This is a genomic window from Hyphomonas sp. UBA4505 (assembly GCF_002388685.1).
GTDB lineage: Bacteria > Pseudomonadota > Alphaproteobacteria > Caulobacterales > Hyphomonadaceae > Hyphomonas.
In genome coordinates, this window is sequence record NZ_DGMZ01000005.1 from 87,777 (window position 1) to 112,007 (window position 24,231).

General features: G+C 60.8%; 19 protein-coding genes. 16 read left to right on the forward strand and 3 right to left on the reverse strand.

Annotated elements, in window-relative coordinates:
* Positions 1-894 carry a class I SAM-dependent methyltransferase gene (locus tag B3527_RS03685; protein WP_290478514.1) on the reverse strand — a complete coding sequence of 298 codons (894 nt, stop codon included), beginning with the start codon at positions 892-894 and terminating at the stop codon, positions 1-3.
* Positions 891-1,703 carry a TrmH family RNA methyltransferase gene (locus tag B3527_RS03690; RefSeq protein WP_290478513.1) on the reverse strand — a complete coding sequence of 271 codons (813 nt, stop codon included), beginning with the start codon at positions 1,701-1,703 and terminating at the stop codon, positions 891-893. Before B3527_RS03690 ends, B3527_RS03685 begins: the two co-directional genes overlap by 4 nt.
* Before the next feature lie 110 nt (positions 1,704-1,813).
* Between B3527_RS03690 and B3527_RS03695 the strand changes: the two genes are divergently transcribed.
* From B3527_RS03695 to rplA, 8 genes are all read left to right on the forward strand, one after another.
* A complete protein-coding gene (locus tag B3527_RS03695) occupies positions 1,814-3,268 on the forward strand; it encodes an OmpA family protein (protein WP_206992477.1) in 1,455 nt (484 codons plus the stop codon).
* The gene (locus B3527_RS03700) at positions 3,265-4,983 is read left to right on the forward strand and encodes a hypothetical protein (RefSeq protein WP_290478512.1); all 1,719 of its coding nucleotides are present in this window, start codon (positions 3,265-3,267) and stop codon (positions 4,981-4,983) included. Before B3527_RS03695 ends, B3527_RS03700 begins: the two co-directional genes overlap by 4 nt.
* 124 nt (positions 4,984-5,107) lie before the next feature.
* A complete protein-coding gene (locus B3527_RS03705; protein ID WP_290478511.1) occupies positions 5,108-5,959 on the forward strand; it encodes a M48 family metallopeptidase in 852 nt (283 codons plus the stop codon).
* A 256-nt stretch (positions 5,960-6,215) separates the two neighbouring features.
* Complete coding sequence (locus tag B3527_RS03710) at positions 6,216-6,425, forward strand: cold-shock protein (RefSeq protein WP_034812549.1); 210 nt, start codon at positions 6,216-6,218, stop codon at positions 6,423-6,425.
* Positions 6,426-6,590: 165 nt separating this feature from the next.
* Positions 6,591-7,406: a class I SAM-dependent methyltransferase gene (locus tag B3527_RS03715; RefSeq protein WP_290478510.1), complete on the forward strand. Its 816-nt coding sequence runs from the start codon at positions 6,591-6,593 to the stop codon at positions 7,404-7,406.
* A gap of 30 nt (positions 7,407-7,436) precedes the next feature.
* Positions 7,437-7,967 (forward strand): GNAT family N-acetyltransferase, encoded by a 531-nt coding sequence (locus tag B3527_RS03720; RefSeq protein ID WP_290478509.1) that lies wholly within the window; start codon positions 7,437-7,439, stop codon positions 7,965-7,967.
* 170 nt (positions 7,968-8,137) lie between these two features.
* Positions 8,138-8,584, forward strand: a complete 447-nt coding sequence (rplK, locus tag B3527_RS03725; RefSeq protein WP_034812546.1) for a 50S ribosomal protein L11 — start codon at positions 8,138-8,140, stop codon at positions 8,582-8,584.
* Positions 8,585-8,589: 5 nt separating this feature from the next.
* Positions 8,590-9,291, forward strand: a complete 702-nt coding sequence (rplA, locus tag B3527_RS03730) for a 50S ribosomal protein L1 (protein WP_206992481.1) — start codon at positions 8,590-8,592, stop codon at positions 9,289-9,291.
* A 328-nt stretch (positions 9,292-9,619) separates the two neighbouring features.
* On the opposite strand, the gene B3527_RS03735 is transcribed toward rplA, so the two are convergent.
* On the reverse strand, positions 9,620-10,312 hold the full coding sequence (locus tag B3527_RS03735) for a hypothetical protein (RefSeq protein ID WP_290478508.1): 693 nt from the start codon (positions 10,310-10,312) through the stop codon (positions 9,620-9,622).
* 560 nt (positions 10,313-10,872) lie between these two features.
* On the opposite strand from B3527_RS03735, the gene rplJ reads away from it, so the two are divergent.
* The 8 genes from rplJ to fusA all read left to right on the forward strand — a co-directional run bounded on the left by rplJ (position 10,873) and on the right by fusA (position 24,181).
* Positions 10,873-11,388 carry a 50S ribosomal protein L10 gene (gene rplJ, locus B3527_RS03740; protein WP_034812533.1) on the forward strand — a complete coding sequence of 172 codons (516 nt, stop codon included), beginning with the start codon at positions 10,873-10,875 and terminating at the stop codon, positions 11,386-11,388.
* Between the two features lie 58 nt (positions 11,389-11,446).
* Complete coding sequence (gene rplL, locus B3527_RS03745; RefSeq protein ID WP_034812531.1) at positions 11,447-11,827, forward strand: 50S ribosomal protein L7/L12; 381 nt, start codon at positions 11,447-11,449, stop codon at positions 11,825-11,827.
* A 153-nt stretch (positions 11,828-11,980) separates the two neighbouring features.
* The gene (gene rpoB, locus B3527_RS03750) at positions 11,981-16,114 is read left to right on the forward strand and encodes a DNA-directed RNA polymerase subunit beta (RefSeq protein ID WP_206992486.1); all 4,134 of its coding nucleotides are present in this window, start codon (positions 11,981-11,983) and stop codon (positions 16,112-16,114) included.
* A 119-nt stretch (positions 16,115-16,233) separates the two neighbouring features.
* Positions 16,234-20,454, forward strand: a complete 4,221-nt coding sequence (gene rpoC / locus B3527_RS03755; RefSeq protein ID WP_206992487.1) for a DNA-directed RNA polymerase subunit beta' — start codon at positions 16,234-16,236, stop codon at positions 20,452-20,454.
* A 120-nt stretch (positions 20,455-20,574) separates the two neighbouring features.
* Positions 20,575-20,832, forward strand: coding sequence for a hypothetical protein (locus B3527_RS03760; protein ID WP_290478507.1), 258 nt, complete (start codon positions 20,575-20,577; stop codon positions 20,830-20,832).
* Between the two features lie 256 nt (positions 20,833-21,088).
* Complete coding sequence (gene rpsL, locus B3527_RS03765) at positions 21,089-21,460, forward strand: 30S ribosomal protein S12 (protein ID WP_027837380.1); 372 nt, start codon at positions 21,089-21,091, stop codon at positions 21,458-21,460.
* Positions 21,461-21,472: 12 nt separating this feature from the next.
* The gene (rpsG, locus tag B3527_RS03770) at positions 21,473-21,943 is read left to right on the forward strand and encodes a 30S ribosomal protein S7 (protein ID WP_034812523.1); all 471 of its coding nucleotides are present in this window, start codon (positions 21,473-21,475) and stop codon (positions 21,941-21,943) included.
* Between the two features lie 90 nt (positions 21,944-22,033).
* Entirely contained in the window at positions 22,034-24,181 is a 2,148-nt protein-coding gene (fusA, locus tag B3527_RS03775) for an elongation factor G (RefSeq protein WP_034812521.1), read from the forward strand.
* The last annotated feature ends 50 nt before the right edge of the window (positions 24,182-24,231 follow it).

A 24,231-nucleotide genomic window follows, 5' to 3' on the forward strand; every position in this document is an offset into this window, starting at 1 on the left:
TCAGGCGCCCGCGTGCCAACGTGCATAGATGGCTGTCGGCAAGAGCCGGTCTGAACCTTGCTGGGGCAGGGCCATCTCGCCGGTCTCCATCACGCCGCCCAGCGGGGAGAGCCGGTCAGCCAGCGCCTGTGACAGGGCCAGATAAGACAGGCGCACGGCATAGGCCGTCAGGATCACAAACAGGGGCCGGTCACTCAGCAGCTGCTTCACGACGTCCAGCAATTCGGGCAAGTTTTCCTCGAACCGCCAGGTTTCATTCTTCGGGCCGCGTCCGAATTTCGGCGGGTCCAGGATGATGGCGTCATATTCGTTGCCACGCCGGACCTCGCGGGCGGTAAACTTCATGGCGTCATCGGCGATCCAGCGAATGGACCGATCCTGCAGGCCACTCATCGCCTGATTGTCCTTGCCATAGCCGTTTGATTTCGGGCTGGCATCCAGATGAACCACTTCGGCGCCCGCGGCTGCGCAGGCGAGCGACATCATGCCGGTATAGCCGAACAGGTTGAGCACCTTGATCGGACGGCCGGCTGCGCGGATCTTCTCCTGCGCGAAGCGCCAGTGAACCGAATGTTCCTGGAACACGCCCATATGCCGGAAGGCAGCACGGCGCGCCTCGAAGGTCAGGCCATTCCATTGCATCGGCCAGCTGTCGAGCGCCTTGGGAGACAGCACTTCCCAATTGCCCGCGCCGTCATCATCTTGCGACTTCGCAGAAAACTGCGCATCAGCGCGCCAACTTTCCAAGGGGCGGGCTGGCTCCCAGAAAGCTTGGGGATCGGGCCGGATGACGGTCTGGCTGCCGAAGCGCTCAAGCTTTTGCAAGTGGCCACTGTCGAGCAGGGCGTAGTCGTTCCAGTCGTCGGCGATCAGGAGGCGGGTTTCGGTCTTCATTTGAAATCCCTCTGGCGCCACGCTTCATAGGTCATGATGGCGGTGGCCTGGGCGAGATTGAGGCTGTCGGCGCCGCCCCGCATCGGGATCAGGCAGAGCTGGTCGCAGGCGGTTTCGGCTTCGGGCGGCAGGCCGGATTGCTCATTGCCCATGATGATGACCGCGCCGGAGGTGAAATCGGTGCGGTCATGGCGGGCCGTCCCGTTGACCGACGCGGCGCTCATGGTCAGGCCAAGCCTTTTGCGCCAGGCGTTGAACGGGTCGAACGAGGCGGTCGCAAAGGGCATGTCGAAGATCGAGCCCATGGAGGCGCGCACGGCCTCGAAACTGTAAGGGTCACAACAGGTTTCGATCAGGATCACGCCGGAAATGCCCGCGCAGTCGGCCGTACGCAGGATCGTGCCCAAATTGCCGGGGTCGCGCACTTCATACAGGGCGACAAACAGCCCATTGCTGTCCTGCGGCAGGGCATCAAGGCCGAGATGGCGCTGGTGGAACGCCGCGACCACGCTCTGCGCATTATCCTTGTGAGTGATACGCGACATCAGCTTGTCGGCGGCCAGCACGACCCGCGCGCCGGAAGTCTCTGCCTGACGGATCAATTCCGCGAGGTGTGGCCGATCTGCCATGCTTGCCGCGACAATCAGCGAGTCCGCCTTCCAACCGTTTGCAAGCCCCTGGCCAATCAGGCGCGCGCCTTCTGCGAGAAACAGGCCCGTTTCGGCTCGGCCTTTCTTTCTTTCAAGACTTTTCAAGGACTTGATGAGCGGGTTTGATGCGCTGCTGATCGTCTCAATCTGGCGGGTCATGCTGGGGATTCGGCGTCTCTGACTCTGCGGGGTAACTCTTGCGAGGACATGCTGAATAGGGCATCCCTGATTATCAGGGGATTAGCAATGGAGGAGGTCGCGGGGCCTCTATGAGACTGCTCGACTACCTTTTTGGATTTGTGGCCCTTGTTGGCTTGATCTGCACGGGCTGGTGGGCCGTGTACCAGTCAGCGAACACGCCTGTAAACCTCCAAGCGCGGCTGGAGGCCAACGCCAATGCGGCGCTGGCCGAGCAGGGCTTTGACTGGGCAGGCGTGCGCATGCATGGCCAACGCGCCGAGCTGACCGGCAAGGCCCCCTCCATGGATGCCATAGAAGCAGCAGCTGAAACCGTGCTGACATCCAGCGGGTCAGGCGGGATCATCCTTGGCGGAGTGACCATGGTCGAGAGTGGGGTGGGCACTGCGCCGCCGGTGACCCCCTATGTCTGGCGCGCCATCAAGACTGGTGCAGGCGACTATATCCTGATGGGGCATGTGCCCTCGCGTACCATTCGCGCTGACCTTCTGGACTATGCCGGTTCGCATGCTGGCGATGGCGCGGTTGAAGACCGTATGCAGCTGGCCAATGGCGCGCCAGCCGCTTACTGGCAGGGCATGGCCCGGCTCGCATTGGACAGCCTGGCTGAACTCGATACAGGCGAAGCCCGCCTGCATGACACGCGCGTCCGGTTGCGCGGGGTCTCTATGGAGACTGCGACCCGCGCGCGGGTTTCGGCCGACATCGCCAATGTGACCGCCCCGTTCCGGGGAGAGCCTTTCCTGCGCGGCCCGGCCTTGTGGAGCGCGGCGCATGGCGACGGCGAACTGGTGCTGTCCGGCAAGGTCGCCAGCGAAGCCGAGCGCGAGGAAATCCTGACGATCGCCAAGCAATATTATGCGCGCACCGTACGTGACGAGATGGAGGTCGCTGGCGAGCCTCATCCGGGCTGGCTGAACGGCGTGCGTGTGGGCTTGCCGCATTTTGCCAAGTTCCGGTCCGGCGAAATGGCGTTCGAGCCAGAGGAAACCGGTCTCAGTTTCGAGGGCGAGGCGTCAGGGTCCACGATTGCCTACCTCCAGCAGGATATGGCCAATCTTGGCGGCCCTTATCCTGTCACAGTCTTCGCCGATACGGTGCAGGTAGATGTGGACGAGATTCGCGACATCGACTTTCAGGCAGACCCGGTTGCGGCCTGCCAGCAGGCCTTTGACGCGGTGATGGAGACCAACAAGGTGTATTTCGAGACCGGCCTGGCAAACATTAGCCGTGAAAGCGGCCTGACGCTGGACAAGGTCATGACCGTATCTGAGCGGTGTGCGCGAGATCTGGTGTTTGAAGTGGGCGGCCATACCGACTCCACGGGCGAGCGGGAGGCAAATATTGCCCTCAGCGAGGCACGGGCGCTGGCTGTGCGGGATTATATGGTTTCGGCCGGATTTTCTCCTTCTCGGCTGACTGTAATTGGGTATGGTCCCGACGAGGCTGTGCAGAGTAATGACACAGAAGACGGTCGGGCGAAGAATCGCCGGATTGGGTTCAAGGTTCGAGAACGGAGCGAATGATGGCGTGGCTATTGGCACATATGTGGGCGGCGCTGGCAGGGGTTGCCGTATTCGGTTTGCTGCTGGGTTGGTCCATTCGCGGCATGATGCTGGTTGGAAAAATGCGGCGCGCAATGGTCGAGCGCGATGTTACCCAGACCGAACTCGAACAGGCCAAGGAAGAGATTGAAAGCCTGTATGCGGCCCAGCGTGGTCAGCCGGTGGGCAATACGAATGCGCGTGAGGCTCAGGCCGAGCAGAATGTGAAATTCCAGCGCATGAGTGATGAATTGAGCCGCGCCAAGAGCGAGCTGGAAGCGCTGAAGGCGAAAGCCGACGAGGCGCTGGTGAGCGGCGCAAAGGCTGCGGGTGCGGCAGGAGCTGGCGCTGTGGGCACGCTTGCTGCTGTTGGCGGCGCGACCGATCCGAACCCGGCGCTGGTTTGGCGCAACCGTCACCTCGAAAGCCGTGTACGCCATCTGGAAGCCATGATCGGCGAGGGGGGCAGCGAAGCCGCTGGCGCATCCCCTGCGGAGGCGGCACCTGCTGCGATGGCGACTGGCGAGACCAGCGACGCCGATGCGGCCAAGGCAGAATGGCAACAGAATTTCCTGAAGCAGCGCGTCGAAGCGCTGGAAGATGAACTCGCCAAGGTGAAAGCCCCGGCAGCTACGCCAAGCGGGCGTAACGGCAATGGTGAGGCGGAAGAAGAACTGGCCCGCCTGCGCTGGCGCAATCGTTTTCTGGAAGGCCGCCTTGCCTATTTCGAAGGCGACCAAGACGCCGAGGAAGAGGGCATTGAGGCCGATGCGGTTGCCGAAGCGGCCATCACGCCGGAGCCTCTTCCGGACTTGCCGGAGACCGAGCCCGAATCTGAACTGGAATCCGTGCCGGACTTTGATGGCGAAGCTGAAAACGAGCCGGAGGTTGAGCTTGCCGAGCCTGAAGCCGAGCCAAGTGACGAAGCCGACTTTGCCGAAGAACTCGCGGAAGATGCCGAAGATGACATCGAAGAGGCGATTGAGTTTGAGGCTGAACAGGAGCCGGAAGCGCCAGCCGAGCTGGCCGCTGATCCTGACGCTGAACCGGATGTACCTGCTTTCGAGATTGTTGACCGGTTCGCCGATGAGGCGCCTGCTGAGGCAGAGACAGCGTTCGACGATACAGAACTGACGCCCGTCGAGGACGAACTGACTGAAGACTATGCAGAGACTGCCGAGGTCGATGCAGATGATGAAGTGCCCGCCGACGGGTCAGACGAAGAGACCGATATCGACCGCGCAGATGAGGCCAGCCGGGCTATCCTGGCAGCGCTCGAACTGACCGATGAGGAAGACGAAGCGTCAGACAACGCCGCCGAACTGGGCGTGGCCGAGAGTGAGTCCGCGCCCGAAGACGAGGCGGATTTCGTCGAAGCGGACACGGAAGAGGCGAATGACGACTCCGGGTCCGACGAGACCGCAGAAGAGGGGCCCGCAGGCGTACAGCCGATGGCGCTCGACAAGCCCGTTGCCAACACGCCGGATGATTTGACCATCATTGGCGGTGTGGGGCCGAAGATTCAGGAAGTGCTGAACAGTATGGGCATCTGGCACTATGACCAGATCGCTGCCTGGACGCCTGAAAACGTCACATGGGTGGATCATGAGCTCAATTTCTCCGGTCGGATCACACGTGAGGGCTGGGTGCAGCAAGCGGCGATCCTGGCAGGCGACACGGTGGACGAGGACGCCTAGGCAACCGCCCATTCAGGACCTATTCAGCCGTAATCGTTCAAGTTGGGAACCAATCGTGCAGGGGTGCGATTGCTTTTTGAGGGTGCAGGGGTAACCTCTGGCTCGAGGCGATAGGGAGAATGAGATGGCCGATCTAGTTGAATTTGATAGCGAAGTTCTGGCCGGAGCACCGCAGGTGCGCCTGTCGCGCCGCGCGCTGATTACCGGTATTGCCGCAGGCACCGTATTCCCCTTCATTTCCAGCTGCACCACAAACCCGGCGACCGGATCCAGCCAGCTGATCCTGTTCGGGGAAGAGCAGGTGGCCAGCATGGCCGCAACGGCCTGGACCGACATGAAATCGCAGACGCCCGTTGTCTCGAACTCGCGCCTGAAAAACCAGGTGCTGAGCATCTGGGAGCGTACGTCTGATGGCGCAGTGAAGGCGGGTCATATCGACCCGAACGCTAATTGGGACGTGGCGGTGTTCGACACCGATGACGTCAACGCGTTCGTGATGCCTGGCAACCGCGTCGGCATTTATCGCGGCATTACCGAACTGACCGAGAATGACGACCAGCTGTCGTCCGTTCTGGGCCATGAGACCGGCCACGTGGTCGGTCGCCATGCTGCAGAGCGCCTGTCGGTTTCGACCGCAGCGCAAGTTGGCCTGATGGCGGGTCAGATCGCCGTCGCGCAGTCAGAAGAACTCAGCAAGTATGGCACGGCCATCGGCGCTCTCGGTGGCGCGGCCATGCAATTCGGCGTGATCCTGCCCTATAGCCGCCGGCATGAGCTGGAGGCTGACAAGCTGGGCGTCGATTACATGCACAATGCCGGCTATGACACCCGCGAATCCGTGCGCTTGTGGGAATTGATGGCCGCGCAGTCGGAAGGCCAGCGCCCGGCCGAGTTCATGTCCACCCACCCGGATCCACTGCGCCGGGCCGAAGAGCTGAAGCGTTATATCAATGCGCGGGGTTATGCGCTGATGTAGTCGGTCGGCCGACCAGAATTTCGAGAGCCCGGTTGCCCTGTGCTGCCGGGCTTTTGCGTGTTTTAAACAGTCGCGGGTGGAGACGCGCGGTTGTATTGGTGGAAATACCCGTTATATGGGGAATTCGACTTTTCGCCGGACGATCAGGCATTGAGTGAACGGGCTTGCCCTGCCACTCCTTCAGAGACCTCCCATACAAAATTCGTGTTCCCGCGGACCCGCATGTTGCAGGACCGCATCTATTCAGGAGTGTTTCATGACAAGTGGCACCGTAAAATTCTACAACGACCAAAAAGGCTTCGGCTTCATCCAGCCAGACGATGGCGGCACCGACGTGTTCGTGCACGCCACGGCGCTTGAGCGCGCTGGCATGCGCGCCCTGTCCGAAGGTCAGAAGGTTTCCTTCACGACCGCCGTTGACAAGCGCAGCGGCAAGACCGCCGTCGACACGATCACCGCTGAATAGTCCGTCAGGACTTTTCCAGTTGTATCAGATTGGCCGTCTCCGAAAGGAGGCGGCCTTTTTGATTCCGGGGGGTGTGATAACTCCGCCATCCGTGGTGTTCTGACAGCGGGATGAACGCGCGCCAGTAAACTGCGCCAGTCAACCGCGCAGGACCGGGGGGAACAGATGACAGCAACCAACACGTCCAGGACGGCCGGGGCCAATGGCCGTTTGTGGGGTATGCGGGCGCGTGACTGGGCCGATTTGCAGGAGGGTGGATTCCGCGCCGGATACGTTGCCGCGCTTGAGCACGCAGCGGTCGGGGCAGGCACGCGCTATCTTGATGCCGGGTGCGGATCCGGCATGGCTGCGGCGCTGGCGGCGGATCGCGGCGCGCAGGTGACGGGAATTGATGCCTCGGACTCGCTGCTCCAGATTGCCCGCGACCGTGTCCCGCAGGGCGCTTTCCAGACAGGCGACCTGGAAGACCTGCCATTCGGGGATGACAGCTTCGATGTGGTCGTCGGCTTCAACTCTTTCCAATATGCCGGAAATCCCGGCGCGGCGCTGGCCCAAGCACGGCGCGTGACGGCGCCTTCGGGCACTGTGGTCATCATGACCTGGGGCGAGCCGGACGGCATGGAGGCGGCCGCGATTGTCGGCGCCCTGAAACCGCTCCTGCCGCCTCCGCCACCGGGCGCGCCCGGACCGTTTGCGCTGTCGGACGAAGCCAGGCTGCGGGCGTTCGCAGCCGAGGCAGGGCTGACGCCGCTGGAGGTCGTGGATGTGTCCAGCCCGTGGGAATATGAAAGCGAGGCCCTGGCCGTGCGCGGGATCGGCTCCTCCGGTGTGGCGGCGAAGGCCATGGACGCCTCGGGTGAGGCGGCTGTGAACGCAGCCCATGCGGCGGCGATTGCGCCCTTTGTTCAGGCCGATGGCCGCGTGCGCATTGGCGCGACCTGCCGACTGTTGTTTGCGACGCCGGCGGGAAAAAGGACTTGAACTCTGCCGGTGATCTGGCAGCCCTTCAGCATGACTGACCTGATGAGAATTTGCCCGGTAGGGCCCGAAGACCTGCCTGTTTTGCGGGATCTGGCCGAGGCCACTTTCCTCGACACGTTTTCAAGCCAGAACGCCCCGCAGGATATTTCCGCCTATACGTCCGTCGCCTTCGACATGGACAAGGTCAGGGCAGAGTATGAAAACCCGCATTCCCGCTTCTATTTTGCCCGGACCGGCTCTGACATTGCGGGATATCTGAAGCTGAACACCGGGCCTGCCCAGACCGAGCAGGACCTCGAAAACGCGATGGAAATCGAGCGCATCTATGCGACCCGTGCCTTTCAGGGCAGGGGCATCGGAAAGCGCCTGATGGCCACCGCGCTGGAGGCGGCGCAGGAGGCCGGTGTGAACTGGGTCTGGCTGGGCGTCTGGGAACACAACCAGAAGGCCATCGCCTTTTACGCGCATCAGGGCTTCGAGCCCTTTGGCCGCCATAGTTTCCGCCTGGGGGACGACGTGCAGATCGACGTGATGATGAGGAAGAAGATTGCGCAGGATTAGCCGCGCAGGCTGAGGTGCAGCGATTCAGCTGGGGAGTTGCAATTCCCTGCACTTTCAGCCATACGCCCCACTTCCGTGGGAGGCCGTTAGCCCGGCCAGACCACGAACCTCCAAAGTAACCGGGCGGATCGAAAGACCACCGCCCCATCTGAAACGTTCGAGAGGACAATATGGCTAAGAAACTCCTGGGGCACCTCAAGCTCCAGATTCCTGCCGGCCAAGCCAACCCGTCGCCGCCAGTCGGCCCGGCGCTCGGTCAGCGCGGAATCAACATCATGGAATTCTGTAAGGCGTTCAACGCCAAGACACAGAGCATGGAACAGGGCCTGCCCGTTCCCGTCGTGATCTCCTATTATCAGGACAAATCCTTCACCTTCATCGTGAAGTCTCCACCGGCCACTGTGCTGCTGAAGAAGGCTGCCAAGCTGAAGCTCGGCAAGAAGCCTGCTTCCGGCGCCAACAAGCCCGGCTATGAGACGGTCGGCAAGGTCACCATGGCTCAGGTTCGCGAGATCGCGGAAATGAAGATGGAAGACCTGAACGCAAACGACCTCGACGCAGCCTCGAAAATCATTGCCGGTTCCGCCCGCGCAATGGGCATCGAAGTGACGGAGTAAGCATCATGGCGAAACCAGGAAAGCGTACCCGCGCAATCATCGAATCCGTGGATGCCGACAAGGCCTACACGATCACCGAAGCTGTTGCTCTGGTGAAATCGAATGCGAAAGCGAAATTCGACGAGACCGTCGAGATCGCCGTGAATCTCGGCGTTGACCCGAAATATGCAGACCAGATGGTCCGCGGTGTGGTCAACCTGCCATCGGGCACCGGCAAGGACGTTCGCGTCGCCGTGTTCGCAAAGGACGCCAAGGCGGACGAAGCCAAGGAAGCCGGAGCCGATTTCGTCGGCGCTGAAGACCTGATGGAAAAAATCCAGGGCGGCTTCATGGACTTTGATCGCGTCATCGCATCGCCAGACATGATGGCCGTTGTCGGTCGTCTCGGTAAGGTGCTCGGGCCCCGCGGCCTGATGCCGAACCCGAAAGTCGGCACGGTCACGCCAAACGTGGCGCAGGCCGTCAAGGACGCCAAGTCCGGCTCGGTCGAGTTCCGCGTCGAGAAGGCCGGGATCATCCATGCCGGTATCGGCAAGTCCAGCTTCTCCGAAGGCGACATCGAAACCAATGTCAAAGCCTTCCTTGATGCCCTGACCAAGGCACGCCCATCGGGCGCCAAAGGCCAGTTCGTTCGCAAGATCACCCTGTCGTCCACAATGGGCGCTGGCGTCACGATCGACACGGCCGAGGCCAACCAGACGGCTTAAGTCCGACATCGGATTGAGAGAGAGAACACAGTAAAGCCCGGCGCAGCGATGCGCCGGGCTTTTTCGTTTGGGATACAAATAGCCCCCATGGTCGCATCCCCGGCGCATGCCTGCATCAAGGTCAAAGCCGATCAGGCGCGCCTCGACATCGGTGAAGCGCAAGGAGGCGGAGATGTCTGAACAGCGCAGGCATGGGGCGCGGCTATAGCGCGCCCTTTCCAGGATGCGAACGCGACACTTGCACACGGGGGGAGGGTGAACCCGCAGCAGATGCGCCGCCGCCGGTGGGACCGGGGCGTTTGGTCAGGACTGGCGATGAGTGTGGGGGTCAGCTCGTATCCGAGCCAAGCGCCATCAGGACGAGGAGGTAGAGATCGGACAGGACCGGCACGGCTGGCTCCGTCTTTGCGATCTCAGCATGTTCCGGCGCGGGCGCGGCGGCGAGGGGGCTCAACCGCTTTGCGCCATTCGATGCCTGCCGGGCCATCCAGTGGGCCATGCGCATCGCATAAGTGTCGAGGTTGGCAAGGGCATCGGCGAGCGCCTGGGTCCGGCGGAGATAACGATCTTCGAAACCGGGCCTTGGGCGCGGGAGCTTGGGGGCCGCCTGGATGGGCGGAATGAAGGGCTGCGCCGTGTCATCCATCAGCGTTACGCGCGGGCATTCAGCCGGGGTGAGCAGGCGGCGCGGATCGCGGTCCTGTTCCGGTTCGATCAGGCGGAAGCGGGGCGCGCGCGGTTCGCGTTCCATCTCGGCAGAGGGGGCGGAGGCAGCCGGGCGCTTCGGGATTGCCGCAGGCGCCGGGGCGGGCGCATCCAGCCGCAGGGCCATGAGATAGATCACGCGGCGCAGCAAGTCTTCCACGAAGGGCAAGTCCTGCATGCCGCGCCGGGCGAGCGCGAGGCCGTTGCCCGCAAGCCTTGTCAGCGCGGCCACCATCTTCGCGGCGATCTCCAGCGCGACGGCTTCAAGCCGGTCCGGTTCAGCGGCCGTGGGGATAGGGTCGGGATGCGTTTCCATGCGGTGCAGTATCGCCCAGCCCCAGACGAGGGGGATGAGATTGGCGAACTATTTCGCAAGCGATTGATTTGATTGAGACGGAGGGTTGGGAGTTCGTCGGATAGGCAATGCTCGCTTGCGCGAAATCCTGATTCGTGATGAAGGAATTGCAGCGATCCGAATGCGGGCCCGGTTTGCCCGCCGGCATATTATCGGGCTGTTCCCGCAGGCCGCGATTGGCTTTCCAGCCCGCCCTTGACTTTTTATCACAATGGGGGGTTGCGGGTTTCCACAAGAAGCGTTAACAACCCGCTCTTGACGGGAGTTCTCTGATATGCATCGGGGACCTCCCGTTTTCCTGTCCTAGACCATAGGCCCCTCTTTTCAGGGGGATAAAGACAGTCTTCTGTCACCTATGCAGACGGGGTGAGGCGTATAAACGGTTCGGATACAAGGGGTTAGCGCCCTGAGTTAAAAAACCGGGCAGGCCAATCCCTGGGCAGGCGCTGGAAGGCTGCAAGGCCAGAAGGCGATTACCAGGGCGGCCGGATGGTCCGGGCGCCTCAAACTGGAGACCCGCTATGGATAAAGCTGGAAAAACAGTGGCTCTCGAAACCCTCAAAGGGGTTTTCGGCGAGTCCGGTGCTGTCGTCGTGACGCACTATACCGGTCTTACCGTTGCGGAAATGACCAAGTTGCGCGGCATGCTCCGTAAGGATGGCGCACAGCTTAAGGTGGTCAAGAACCGTCTGGCGAAAATCGCTCTAGACGGACAAGGCGGCGATGCTGCCCAGGAACTGTTCTCAGGTCCTGTGGCGATTGCTTACTCTCCCGATCCGGTGTCGGCGGCGAAAGCCACTGACGAGTTTGCCAGGGAAAACGACAAACTCGTAATCCTCGGCGCGGTGATGGGCGATCAGGTTCTCGATGCCAAAGGCGTCGAAAGCCTCGCGAAACTGCCTTCTCTCGACCAACTTCGTGGCAAGCTTATTGGCCTCCTGCAGGCACCGGCAACGAAAGTTGCAGGCGTCGTTCAGGCTCCGGCTGGCCAGCTCGCTCGCGTGGTGGCGGCCTACGGCTCCAAGGATGCCGCATAAGCTACCCGTTTTCGCACTTTAAAGACTACAAACACCGAACCAAACAGGAATTAGAAAAATGGCAGATCTCGAAAAGATTGTCGAAGACCTCTCCGCTCTTACCGTTCTCGAAGCGGCTGAGCTGGCGAAACTGCTCGAAGACAAGTGGGGCGTTTCCGCCGCTGCTCCGGTTGCTGTTGCAGCCGCTGCTGGTGATGCGGGCGGCGCTGCTGCTGCAGAAGAAAAAGACGAGTTCGACGTGGTTCTGACCTCCGCTGGCGACAAGAAGATCAACGTGATCAAGCTTGTCCGCGAAGTTCAGCCGTCCCTCGGCCTGAAAGAAGCCAAGGAGCTCGTTGAAGCTGCTCCAAAAGCTGTCAAGGAAGGCGCTCCGAAAGCAGAAGCTGAAGAGCTCAAGAAGAAGTTCGAAGAAGCCGGCGCAACAGTCGAGCTCAAGTAAGCTCCGGCGACTTCAAATCCGGGCGGCGTTCGCGCGAGGCGTTGCCCTATCAAGACTTGCGCGGCGGTTTCATTTTGAGGCCGCCGCGAACTCGCGTTCTGGCGATATAGTTGTCAGCCCGGTGGCTGACGACACAAAAAATGGGATCCTGGGATGGCACTCTCCTTCACGGAAAAGAAACGTATCCGCAAATCCTTCGGGCGCATTCCCGAAGCCATCGAAATGCCAAACCTGATCGAGGTTCAGCGCGAAAGCTACGAACACTTCCTCCAGATGCACACCCCCGCCGACAAGCGGACGGATGATGGCCTGGGCGGCGTGTTCAAGTCTGTGTTCCCGATCTCCGACTTTTCCGAGCGCGCGACGCTGGAATATGTCTCTTACGAATTTGAAACGCCGAAATTCGACGTGGAAGAGTGCGTCCAGCGCGACCTGACCTATCAGGCGCCGCTGAAGGTTCGCCTCCAGCTCGTCGTGTTCGATGTCGACGAGGACACCGGCGCCCGCTCGGTCAAGGAAGTCAAAGAGCAGGAATGCTATCTCGGCGACATCCCGTTGATGACTGACAAGGGTACGTTTGTGGTGAACGGCACCGAGCGTGTGATCGTCTCGCAGATGCACCGCTCTCCGGGCGTGTTCTTCGATCATGACAAGGGCAAGACCCACGCCTCCGGCAAGCTGCTGTTCGCAGCCCGCATCATTCCTTACCGTGGTTCGTGGCTCGACTTCGAGTTCGATGCCAAGGACGTGCTGAACATCCGTATCGACCGCAAGCGCAAGCTGCCGGCGACGACGATGCTGTATGCGCTCGGCTATGACACCGAGCAGATCCTCGACCTGTTCTACACCAACTCCATCTATCGCATGGACAAGGCTGGCTGGATCACCGGTTTCCGCGCCGATGCGTGGAAGGGTGTGAAGCCCGAATACGACCTTGTTGATGCCAAGACCGGCAAATCCGTTGCCGAAGCTGGCAAGAAGATCACCGCCCTGAAGGCAAAGCGGATCGCGGAAGCCAATACAGACGAGATCCTCGTGCCGTCCGACGCTCTGGTCGGCAAGTTCCTGGCGCGTGATGTTGTGAACACCGAAACCGGTGAGATCTTCGGCGAAGCTGGCGACATGCTGGAAGAAGAAATCATCGCGGAAATGCGCGATTACGGCATCAGCACGATCGAAGTGCTCGACATTGATGCGTCCGGCCGTGGCCCTTGGCTGCGCAATACGCTGAAGGCCGACAAGAACGAAACCCGTTTTGAAGCCCTGTCGGACATCTATCGCGTGATGCGCCCAGGTGAGCCACCAACCCAGGACGCCGCTGACGCCCTGTTCGGCCAGCTCTTCTTCGATCCGGAGCGTTATGATCTCTCGGCTGTTGGCCGCGTGAAAATGAACATGCGCCTGAATGTGGGCGTGCCCGGCTATGAGGCCGCTCCTGACGACATGCGCGTGCTGCGCCATGACGACATTCTGGGTGTCATGAAGGTCATCCTCGACCTGAAGGACGGCAAGGGCGAAGTCGACGACATTGATAACCTCGGCAACCGTCGTGTCCGTTCTGTCGGCGAGCTGATGGAAAACAATTACCGCATCGGCCTCGTGCGCATGGAGCGCGCGATCAAGGAGCGTATGGGTTCTGTCGATATCGATACGGTCATGCCGCATGACCTGATCAATGCGAAACCGGTTGTGGCTTCGGTGCGTGAATTCTTCGGCTCCTCGCAGCTGTCGCAGTTCATGGACCAGACCAACCCGCTGTCGGAAATCACCCACAAGCGCCGCCTGTCAGCGCTTGGCCCAGGTGGTCTGACCCGCGAACGTGCCGGCTTTGAAGTGCGCGACGTGCACCCGACCCATTATGGCCGGATCTGTCCGATTGAAACGCCGGAAGGCCCGAACATCGGCCTGATCAACTCACTGGCGACTCATGCCCGCGTCAACAAGTACGGCTTCATCGAGAGCCCGTACCGCAAGGTCGTGAACGGCAAGCAGACCGATGAAGTGGTCTACCTGTCGGCCATGGAAGAGAGCATCTATTCCATCGCGCAGGCCAATGCGACCGTGGACGAGAAGGGCATGCTGGCGAATGAATTCGTCAACGCCCGTGTGGCTGGCGAAGCGACCATGGTGTCGCGCGACGACATCCAGTTCATGGACGTCTCGCCGAAACAGGTTGTCTCGGTGGCTGCCTCGCTGATTCCGTACCTCGAAAACGATGACGCCAACCGCGCGCTCATGGGATCGAACATGCAACGTCAGGCTGTGCCGCTGGTCCAGTCCGAAGCGCCATTCGTCGGCACCGGCATGGAAGCCGTTGTGGCTCGCGACAGCCGCGCCGCCATCACGGCCCGCCGCTCCGGTGTGGTCGAGCAGGTCGACGCAATGCGGATCGTGGTTCGCGCCACCGAAGATCTCGAAGGCTCCAAGTCGGGCGTTGATATCTATCGTCTCGCGAAGTTCCGCCGGTCGAACCAGAACTCCTGTATCAACCAGCGTCCGATCGTGCGCGTGGGCGACGTCGTTTCCAAGAGCGACATCATTGCTGACGGTCCGTCGACGGATCTGGGTGACCTGGCGCTCGGTCGCAACGTGCTCGTCGCGTTCATGCCGTGGAATGGCTACAACTTCGAAGACTCCATCCTGATCTCCGAGCGGATCGTGAAAGACGACGTCTTCACCTCGATCCATATCGAGGAATTCGAAGTCGCTGCCCGTGACACCAAGCTGGGCCCTGAAGAAATCACCCGCGACATTCCGAATGTCGGCGAGGAAGCGCTCCGCAACCTCGACGAAGCCGGCATCGTGGCCGTGGGCGCCGAAGTCAAAGCTGGCGACATTCTCGTCGGCAAGGTGACGCCGAAGGGCGAAAGCCCGATGACGCCAGAAGAGAAACTCCTCCGCGCCATCTTCGGTGAGAAGGCGTCTGATGTGCGGGATACATCCCTGCGCGTGCCTCCGGGCGACGCCGGTACGGTCGTGGATGTTCGCATCTTCAACCGTCATGGTATCGACAAGGACCAGCGTGCCCTCCAGATCGAGCGTGAGCAGATCGAGAAGCTGCAGGAAGACAAAGAAGACGAACAGGCCATCCTGGAACGCAACACCTATAACCGTCTGCGCGACCTGCTGACGGGCAAGGAAGCAGCGGCCGGGCCAAAAGGCTTCACACCGGGCAAGATCAGCGCGTCCGCACTGGACGAGTTGAGCGAGACCCAGATGTGGGACATCGCCCTGAAGTCCGAGAAGGCCCAGGCCGACCTCGACGCCCTCCGCGATCAGTTCGATGGCGCGATCGGCGAGCTGGAAGCCCGTTTCAACGACAAGGTTGAGAAGGTCCAGCGCGGCGATGACTTGCCGCCGGGCGTGATGAAGGTCGTCAAAGTGTTCCTGGCCGTGAAGCGCAAGCTGCAGCCGGGCGACAAGATGGCCGGCCGTCACGGCAACAAGGGGGTTATCTCCAAGATCAACCCGCAGGAAGACATGCCGTTCCTGGAAGATGGTACGCCAGTCGATATCGTTCTGAACCCGCTGGGCGTTCCATCGCGGATGAACGTCGGTCAGATCCTCGAGACCCACACAGGCTGGGCCTGCCGTGGTCTTGGCCGGATCATCCAGAACGCACTCGACGAGTTCCACCAGAACAATGATGTCGAAGGCCTGAAGAAAGCCCTGAAGACCGCCTATGGCGAAGAGCAGGAGCTGCCGGCAGAAGATAGCGAGATCATCGAACTCGCCGGAAACCTTCGCAATGGTGTGCCGATGGCCACGCCAGTGTTCGATGGTGCCCGCGAAAGCGACATCAACGCGATGCTGGAACGGGCGGGTCTCGACTCGTCTGGTCAGGTCAAGATGTTCGATGGCCGGACCGGTGTCCAGTTCTCGCGTCCTGTCACCGTGGGCTACAAGTATCTTCTCAAACTGCACCACCTGGTGGACGAGAAGATCCACGCCCGTTCGACCGGACCTTACTCGCTTGTTACGCAGCAGCCTCTGGGCGGCAAGGCCCAGTTCGGCGGCCAGCGCTTCGGGGAGATGGAAGTCTGGGCACTCGAAGCCTATGGCGCCGCTTACACGCTGCAGGAAATGCTGACCGTGAAGTCCGATGACACGGCCGGTCGTGCGAAGGTCTATGAGGCCATCGTTCGCGGTGATGACACGTTCGAGGCCGGTATCCCGGAATCCTTCAACGTGCTCGTCAAGGAAATGCGGTCGCTTGGCCTGAATGTCGAATTGATCGAAGAAGGTGGGGGCAACGACGATGCCGATACCCCCGTCGCCGCCGAGTAGAGCTGATACCAACCGGATAGCCCCGCCAGACCGGCGGGGCGACCCGGACGAAACTGAGATTTCATAGGGCAGGGGCCCGCCAGCCCCGAAACAACCGCCCACCCAAGGAGCAGACACCCATGCGCCAGGACGTCGCCAGCATTTTCAACCCGAATACCCCGTCGCCAACTTTTGAGGCGATCCGTATCTCTATCGCCAGCCCGGAAAAGATCCGGTCCTGGTCGTCAGGTGAGATCAAGAAGCCTGAAACCATCAACTACCGGACCTTCAAGCCGGAGCGGGACGGCCTGTTCTGTGCCCGTATCTTCGGCCCAACGAAGGACTATGAGTGCCTTTGCGGCAAGTACAAGCGCATCAAGTATCGCGGCATCACCTGTGAGAAGTGCGGCGTTGAAGTGACGCTGGCGCGCGTGCGCCGCGAGCGGATGGGCCACATCGACCTGGCTGCGCCGGTCGCGCACATCTGGTTCCTGAAGTCGCTGCCGTCCCGCATCTCCGCGCTGCTCGACATGGCGCTGAAAGATGTGGAGCGCGTGCTCTACTTCGAAAGCTATATCGTCATCGAGCCGGGCCTGACCGAGCTGGAGCCGCGTCAGCTGCTCACCGAAGAAGAATACATGGACAAGCAGGACGAGCTTGGCGAGGACGCGTTCACCGCCATGATCGGTGCCGAGGCCATCCGCGAATTGCTGCAGGCGCTGGACCTGCCGGTTCTGGCCGAGACGCTTCGCGAAGAGCTGGCTGAGTCCACGTCCGAACTGAAAACCAAGAAACTGTCCAAGCGGCTGAAAGTCGTCGATGCCTTCCTGACATCGCGCGCCAAGCCGGAATGGATGATCCTGCACGTGATCCCGGTCATTCCACCGGATCTGCGCCCGCTGGTCCCGCTGGATGGCGGCCGCTTTGCGACCTCCGACCTCAACGACCTCTATCGCCGCGTGATCAACCGGAACAACCGCCTGAAGCGCCTGATGGAACTTCGCGCGCCGGACATCATCATCCGGAACGAAAAGCGGATGTTGCAGGAATCCGTTGACGCCCTGTTCGACAATGGCCGTCGCGGCCGTACGATCACGGGCACCAACAAGCGCCCGCTGAAGTCGCTGTCCGACATGCTGAAAGGCAAGCAGGGCCGCTTCCGTCAGAACCTGCTCGGCAAGCGCGTCGACTATTCCGGCCGTTCGGTCATCGTGGTTGGCCCAAGCCTGAAGCTGCACGAGTGTGGCCTGCCGAAGAAGATGGCGCTGGAACTGTTCAAGCCGTTCATCTATGCGCGTCTCGACGCCAAGGGCCTCGCTGGCACCGTGAAAGCGGCCAAGAAGCTGGTCGAAAAGGAAAAGCCGGAAGTCTGGGATATCCTGGACGAGGTCATCCGTGAGCACCCGGTTCTGCTGAACCGTGCGCCTACGCTGCACCGTCTCGGCATCCAGGCGTTCGAGCCGAAACTGATCGAGGGCAAGGCCATCCAGCTGCACCCGCTGGTCTGCGCCGCGTTCAACGCTGACTTCGATGGTGACCAGATGGCCGTGCACGTGCCGCTGAGCCTTGAGGCCCAGCTGGAAGCCCGCGTCCTGATGATGTCGACCAACAACATCCTGTCGCCTGCCAACGGCAAGCCGATCATTGTTCCGTCCCAGGATATCGTCCTCGGCCTCTACTACCTGTCGCTGGATCGCGATGGCGAAGTTGGCGAAGGCATGATGTTCACCGACGTGGCAGAGATCGAACAGGCCATCGATAATGGCCACATCAGCCTGCACTCCAAGATCAAGGCCATGTATGAAGGCGTTGATGATGAGGGCAATCCATGGCGCCGTGTGATCGACACGACCGCGGGTCGCTTCATGATCGCCAACATCCTGCCGCGCTTCAAAGGCATCCAGCCTGACCTCGTCAACACGACGATGACCAAGAAGACGATCTCCAAGATCATCGACGAGGTCTATCGCCTGTGTGGCCAGAAGGCGACGGTGATCTTCTGTGACAAGATGATGGAGCTGGGCTTCCGTGAAGCCTGCAAGGCCGGCATCTCGTTCGGCAAGGATGACATGGTCATCCCGGCCGCCAAGCAGAAACTGGTCGACGCCACCAAGGAGCAGGTCTCCGAGTACGAACGCCAGTATGCTGACGGTCTCATCACGCGTGGTGAGAAGTACAACAAGGTGGTCGACGCCTGGTCGACCTGTACCGACAAAGTGGCTGATGCCATGATGGATTCGGCGGCTGAGGCACAGGTTGCCAAGGGTGACCGGAAGGCGCAGGTCAACTCGATCTACATGATGGCCGACTCCGGTGCACGTGGTTCGAAGAACCAGATGAAACAGCTGGCCGGTATGCGCGGCCTGATGGCCAAGCCATCGGGTGAAATCATCGAGACGCCGATCATCTCGAACTTCAAGGAAGGCCTGACCGTCCTTGAATACTTCAACTCGACGCACGGTGCCCGTAAGGGTCTGGCCGATACGGCTCTGAAAACGGCAAACTCGGGTTACCTGACCCGCCGTCTCGTTGACGTGGCCCAGGACTGCATCATCAACGAAGATGATTGCGGCACGGAAAACGGCATTGACATCGCTGCTGTCCTGGAAGGTGCCGACGTGGTCGTCTCCCTGGCTGAGCGCATCCTTGGCCGTGTCACGGCCGTGGACGTGAAGAATGTCGAAGGCGAACTGGTCGTTCCGGCCAATACCTATATCGACGAGGAACTGGCCGATACGATCGAGAAAGCCGGCGTAGACATGATCAAGGCCCGTTCGGCCCTGACCTGCGAAGCCAAGAACGGCATTTGTGTCCAGTGCTATGGTCGCGACCTTGCACGCGGCACCGTGGTCAACCGCGGCGAAGCCGTTGGTGTCATCGCGGCCCAGTCCATTGGTGAGCCGGGTACCCAGCTGACCATGCGGACGTTCCACATTGGTGGTGCGGCCCAGGTGGCAGACCAGTCCTCGGTGGAATCGAGCTTCGAAGGCACGATCCGCTTCAAGGATGCCGAGATCGTTGCCCGCAAGGACAAGTCGCTGATCGTGGTGGGCCGCCGCATGCAGGTGGAACTGGTGGACGCCGATGGCCGTACCCGTCAGTCTTTCCGCCCGGCATATGGTACGCGCCTGATGGTCACCGATGGCCAGAAAGTGCCTGCCGGTACGCTGCTCGCTGACTGGGATCCGTTTGCCCAGCCGATCGTTTCGGAAGTCACAGGCCAGATCAAACTGGTCGATGTGATCGACGGCGTGTCTGTCCGTGAAGAAACCGATGAAGCGACGGGCATCTCCTCGCGCGTCATCATTGACTGGCGTTCGGCTATCAAGTCGGCAGACATCAAGCCGTCGGTTCAGATCATCGGCAAGGATGGCGAGCCGGTGAAGCTGCCGAATGGTTCCGATGCGGTCTACCTGCTGTCCGTGGGCGCGATCCTGTCGGTTGCCGATGGTGACACGATCTCTGCCGGTGACACGATTGCACGTGTCACGACCGGTGGTGCGAAGACGAAGGACATCACCGGTGGTCTGCCGCGTGTGGCCGAATTGTTCGAAGCGCGTCGTCCGAAGGACCACGCAATCATCGCGGAAGTGGACGGCAAGGTCGTCTATGGTCGCGACTACAAGAACAAGCGTCGCGTCTCGATCGTTCCGCTGGAGGAAGATCGCGAGCAGATCGATTACCTGGTGCCGAAAGGCAAGCACCTTGCCGTTCAGGACGGGGACTTCATCAAGCGCGGTGAATACCTGATGGACGGTAACCCGGCCCCGCAGGACATCCTGCTGACGCTGGGCGTTGAGGCGCTCGCCAATTACCTGATCGACGAAGTGCAGAAGGTCTATCGCCTGCAGGGCGTGCCGATCAACGACAAGCACATCGAAGTGATCGTGCGTCAGATGCTGCAGAAGGTCGAGATCACTGATCCGGGCTCCACAGCACTGATCAAGGGCGAGCATGTCGACGTGATCGAGTTCGAACAGGCCAATGAAGCGGTGCGCAAGTCCCGCAAGAAGGACCAGGTCGAGGCGAAAGCCAACCCGCTCCTGCTTGGTATCACCAAGGCCTCCCTGCAGACCCGCAGCTTCCTGTCGGCAGCTTCGTTCCAGGAGACGACCCGCGTCCTCACCGAGGCGGCCCTCATGGGCAAGATCGACACGCTGGAAGGTCTCAAGGAGAACATCATCGTGGGCAGCCTGATCCCAGCGGGTACGGGCGGTGGTATCCGCCAGTTCCGCCGGGTTGCTGGCGATCGCGACCAGAAGCTTCGTGCCAAGCGTGCTGCTGCGGCGGCCAAGGAGCAGGAAGCGCTGGAAACGACGGCCGCGCTGCCGGCACCAGAGCCGGAAACCTCCGCCGAATAGGCCGGGCCTCCAGCTTGTACCATTCGGGAAAGCCTGCCAGTCTTGGCAGGCTTTCCTGCGTTTCGGGCCTAGGTCTGAACCAGACAGAAAGCCTGAACAGGAGCCTGAACGGGGAGCGCCATGCGCCGCACGCATTTTGATCGCAAGGATTTGATCGGCGCCGCCTGCGCGGCGCTGGCAATCGGGCTGATCGGCTTCCTGGCACTGGATGGCTGGGCCCGGGCGGACTGTCGTGAGTTGCTCAGATTCGGTGATTTTGCCTCTGCGGAAGGCGATGTGACAGACCCTGAACTGGCCGCATTGGAGGCCCGCTTGCGGGCCGGGCAGGGGACCATTGAAGAGGCTGCATGCGTCCAGCAGATCGGATTGCCGTTTTAGGCAGACCGTGACGGGACCGAAACAGCTGTAGCCAGACAGCACGCCGCCCTTGACGCCAGCCCCTGAGAGGCTTAAACGCCACCAATCGTCAGAGAGGTAGAAGGCTTGAAAAGGCTGACTGCCGCACCGGAACAGGCGGTTTCGGTCAATCTGGCCCCCAAGTTTTCGTCCGTCCCGGAAGCCATTCTCGGCATTCGGGGCATCATTCGTTACCGGCCCATCGGGCCACTGAGATCAAAAGAGACAGAAGGCCCGAATGCCAACGATTCAACAGCTTATTCGCAAACCGCGTCAGCCAAAGCCGACGCGTACCAAGACACCGGCCCTCAAGGCTTGCCCACAGCGTCGCGGCGTTTGTACGCGCGTCTACACAACCACGCCAAAGAAGCCGAACTCCGCGCTTCGTAAAGTGGCCAAGGTGCGCCTGACGTCCGGCTTCGAATCGCTGTGCTATATTCCGGGCGAAGGCCACAACCTGCAGGAGCACTCTGTTGTGCTGATCCGCGGCGGCCGTGTGAAAGACCTTCCGGGCGTGCGCTATCACATCGTGCGTGGTGCCCTGGATACCCAACCCGTCAAAGACCGTAAGCAACGCCGTTCGCACTATGGTGCGAAGAAGCCTAAGTAAGGAAGCCGAAGCATGTCTCGTCGTCACTCTGCTGAGAAGCGCCAAGTCCTTCCTGATCCGAAGTTCAAGGACATCATTGTCTCGAAGTTCATGAACCAGATCATGCGCGACGGTAAGAAGTCCGTTGCCGAACGTATCGTCTATGGTGCGTTCGACCTGGTCGAAGGCCGCGCCAAGAAGAACCCGGTTGAAGTTTTCCATGAAGCCCTGGAAGCTGTTGCTCCGTCCGTCGAAGTGCGTTCGCGCCGCGTCGGTGGTGCCACCTACCAGGTTCCGGTTGAAGTCCGCACCGAGCGCCGTCAGGCTCTCGCCATTCGCTGGTTGGCCGCTGCTGCCGCTGGCCGCAATGAGAACACCATGCGTGAGCGCCTTGCTGGCGAACTGATGGATGCCTCTCAGGGCCGCGGCAATGCCGTGAAGAAGCGGGAAGACACCCACCGCATGGCAGACGCCAACAAGGCGTTTTCACACTACCGCTGGTAATCAGCACTGGAACTGCGGAGCGATTGCGGGTAACGCGCCCGAAAATCGCTCCGAACTTCCTCCCGGAAACCAGACACGAAGGTATATCTCATGGCCCGCGAATATACGCTGGATCGTTATCGTAACTTCGGCATCATGGCTCACATCGATGCTGGTAAAACGACCACGACTGAACGCATTCTCTATTACACCGGTAAATCTCACAAGATCGGTGAAGTCCACGATGGCGCTGCCACAATGGACTGGATGGAGCAGGAGCAGGAGCGTGGCATCACGATCACGTCGGCTGCGACCACGACGTTCTGGTTCCGCACCGAGGACGGCGTAAACCCAACCGGCATTTATGGCGACACGGCTGACGAAGCCAAGTTCCGCTTCAACATCATCGATACGCCCGGACACGTTGACTTCACGATCGAAGTTGAACGCTCCCTGGCCGTGCTCGACGGCGCAGTTTGCGTGCTCGACGCAAACGCCGGTGTTGAGCCGCAGACCGAAACGGTCTGGCGTCAGGCTGACCGCTACAAGGTTCCGCGGATCGTGTTCGTCAACAAGATGGACAAGATCGGCGCAGACTTCTTCAACTGTGTTCACATGATCAAGGATCGCACTGGTGCGATCCCGGCTCCGATCCAGCTGCCAATCGGCGCTGAGACCGAGCTGGAAGGCCATGTCGACCTGGTCACCATGAAGGAATGGGTCTGGGAAGGTGAAGACCTCGGCGCAAGCTGGGTCGTGCGCGAAATCCGCGACAGCCTGAAGGAAAAAGCCGAACAGATGCGCGCCGAGCTCATCGAGATCGCCGTCGAAATGGACGACGCGGCCATGGAAGCCTATCTGGAAGGCAACGAGCCTGACGAAGCCACCCTGCGGTCACTGATCCGCAAGGGCACGCTGTCCATGTCGTTCGTGCCGGTCATGGCGGGTTCTGCGTTCAAGAACAAAGGCGTGCAGCCAATGCTGAACGCTGTCATCGATTATCTGCCGGGGCCGCTCGACGTGCCGGCCTATATGGGCTTTGCCCCGGGCGACGAAGACGAAGTCCGCAATATCGAGCGCCGCGCAGATGATTCGCAGCCATTCTCGGGTCTTGCCTTCAAGATCATGAACGACCCTTACATGGGCACGCTGACCTTCACGCGTATCTATTCCGGTACGCTGTCCAAGGGCGACAGCTTCATGAACTCGACCAAGGGCAAGAAGGAGCGCGTCGGCCGTATGGTCATGATGCACTCCAACAAGCAGGACGAGATCACCGAAGCCTATGCAGGTGACATTGTTGCGCTTGCCGGCCTGAAGGAAACGACCACGGGTGACACGGTCTGTGATCCGAACAAGCCGGTCGTTCTGGAAACCATGACCTTCCCGGATCCGGTGATCGAGATCGCGGTTGAGCCGAAAACCAAGGCTGACCAGGAAAAGATGTCGGTTGGCCTGCAGCGCCTTGCTGCAGAAGATCCGTCCTTCCGTGTCGAGACCGATTTCGAATCCGGCCAGACGATCATGAAAGGCATGGGCGAGCTTCACCTCGACATCCTGATCGACCGTCTGAAGCGCGAATTCAAGGTTGAGGCCAATATCGGTCAGCCACAGGTGGCTTATCGTGAGAAGATCGGCCGCGCTGCCCAGATCGACTACACGCACAAGAAACAGTCCGGCGGTACCGGTCAGTTCGCGCGCGTCAAGCTGGACTTCGAACCCCTGGAATCGGGTTCGGGCTTCATCTTCGAAAGCAAGATTGTCGGTGGTGCTGTTCCGAAGGAATACATCCCGGGCGTCGAAAAAGGCCTGGAAAGTGCCAAGGAAAACGGCCTGCTGGCTGGCTATCCGGTGACGGATTTCAAAGCCACGCTGACAGACGGTGCGTTCCACGATGTCGACTCCTCGGTCCTCGCATTCGAGATCGCAGCCCGCGCTGCGTTCCGCGAACTGAAGGGGCAGGGCGATCCGCGCCTGATGGAACCGGTCATGGCAGTGGAAGTTGTCACTCCGGAAGACTATATGGGCGATGTGATCGGCGACCTGAACTCTCGCCGTGGCCAGATCCAGGGCTCCGAGCCGCGCGGCAACGCCGTTGTGGTCAAGGCCTTTGTCCCTCTGGTCAACATGTTCGGTTATGTGTCCGACCTTCGCGGCATGTCGCAGGGCCGCGCCCAGTTCACGATGCTCTTCAATCACTATGATGAAGTGCCGCGTGCTGAAGCGCAGAAGATCATCTCGGACGTCGCTGGTTCGTAAACAATTGAGGCCGGTTCCCGGCTCGGTATTTGAATAAAGGAGAGGCCCGA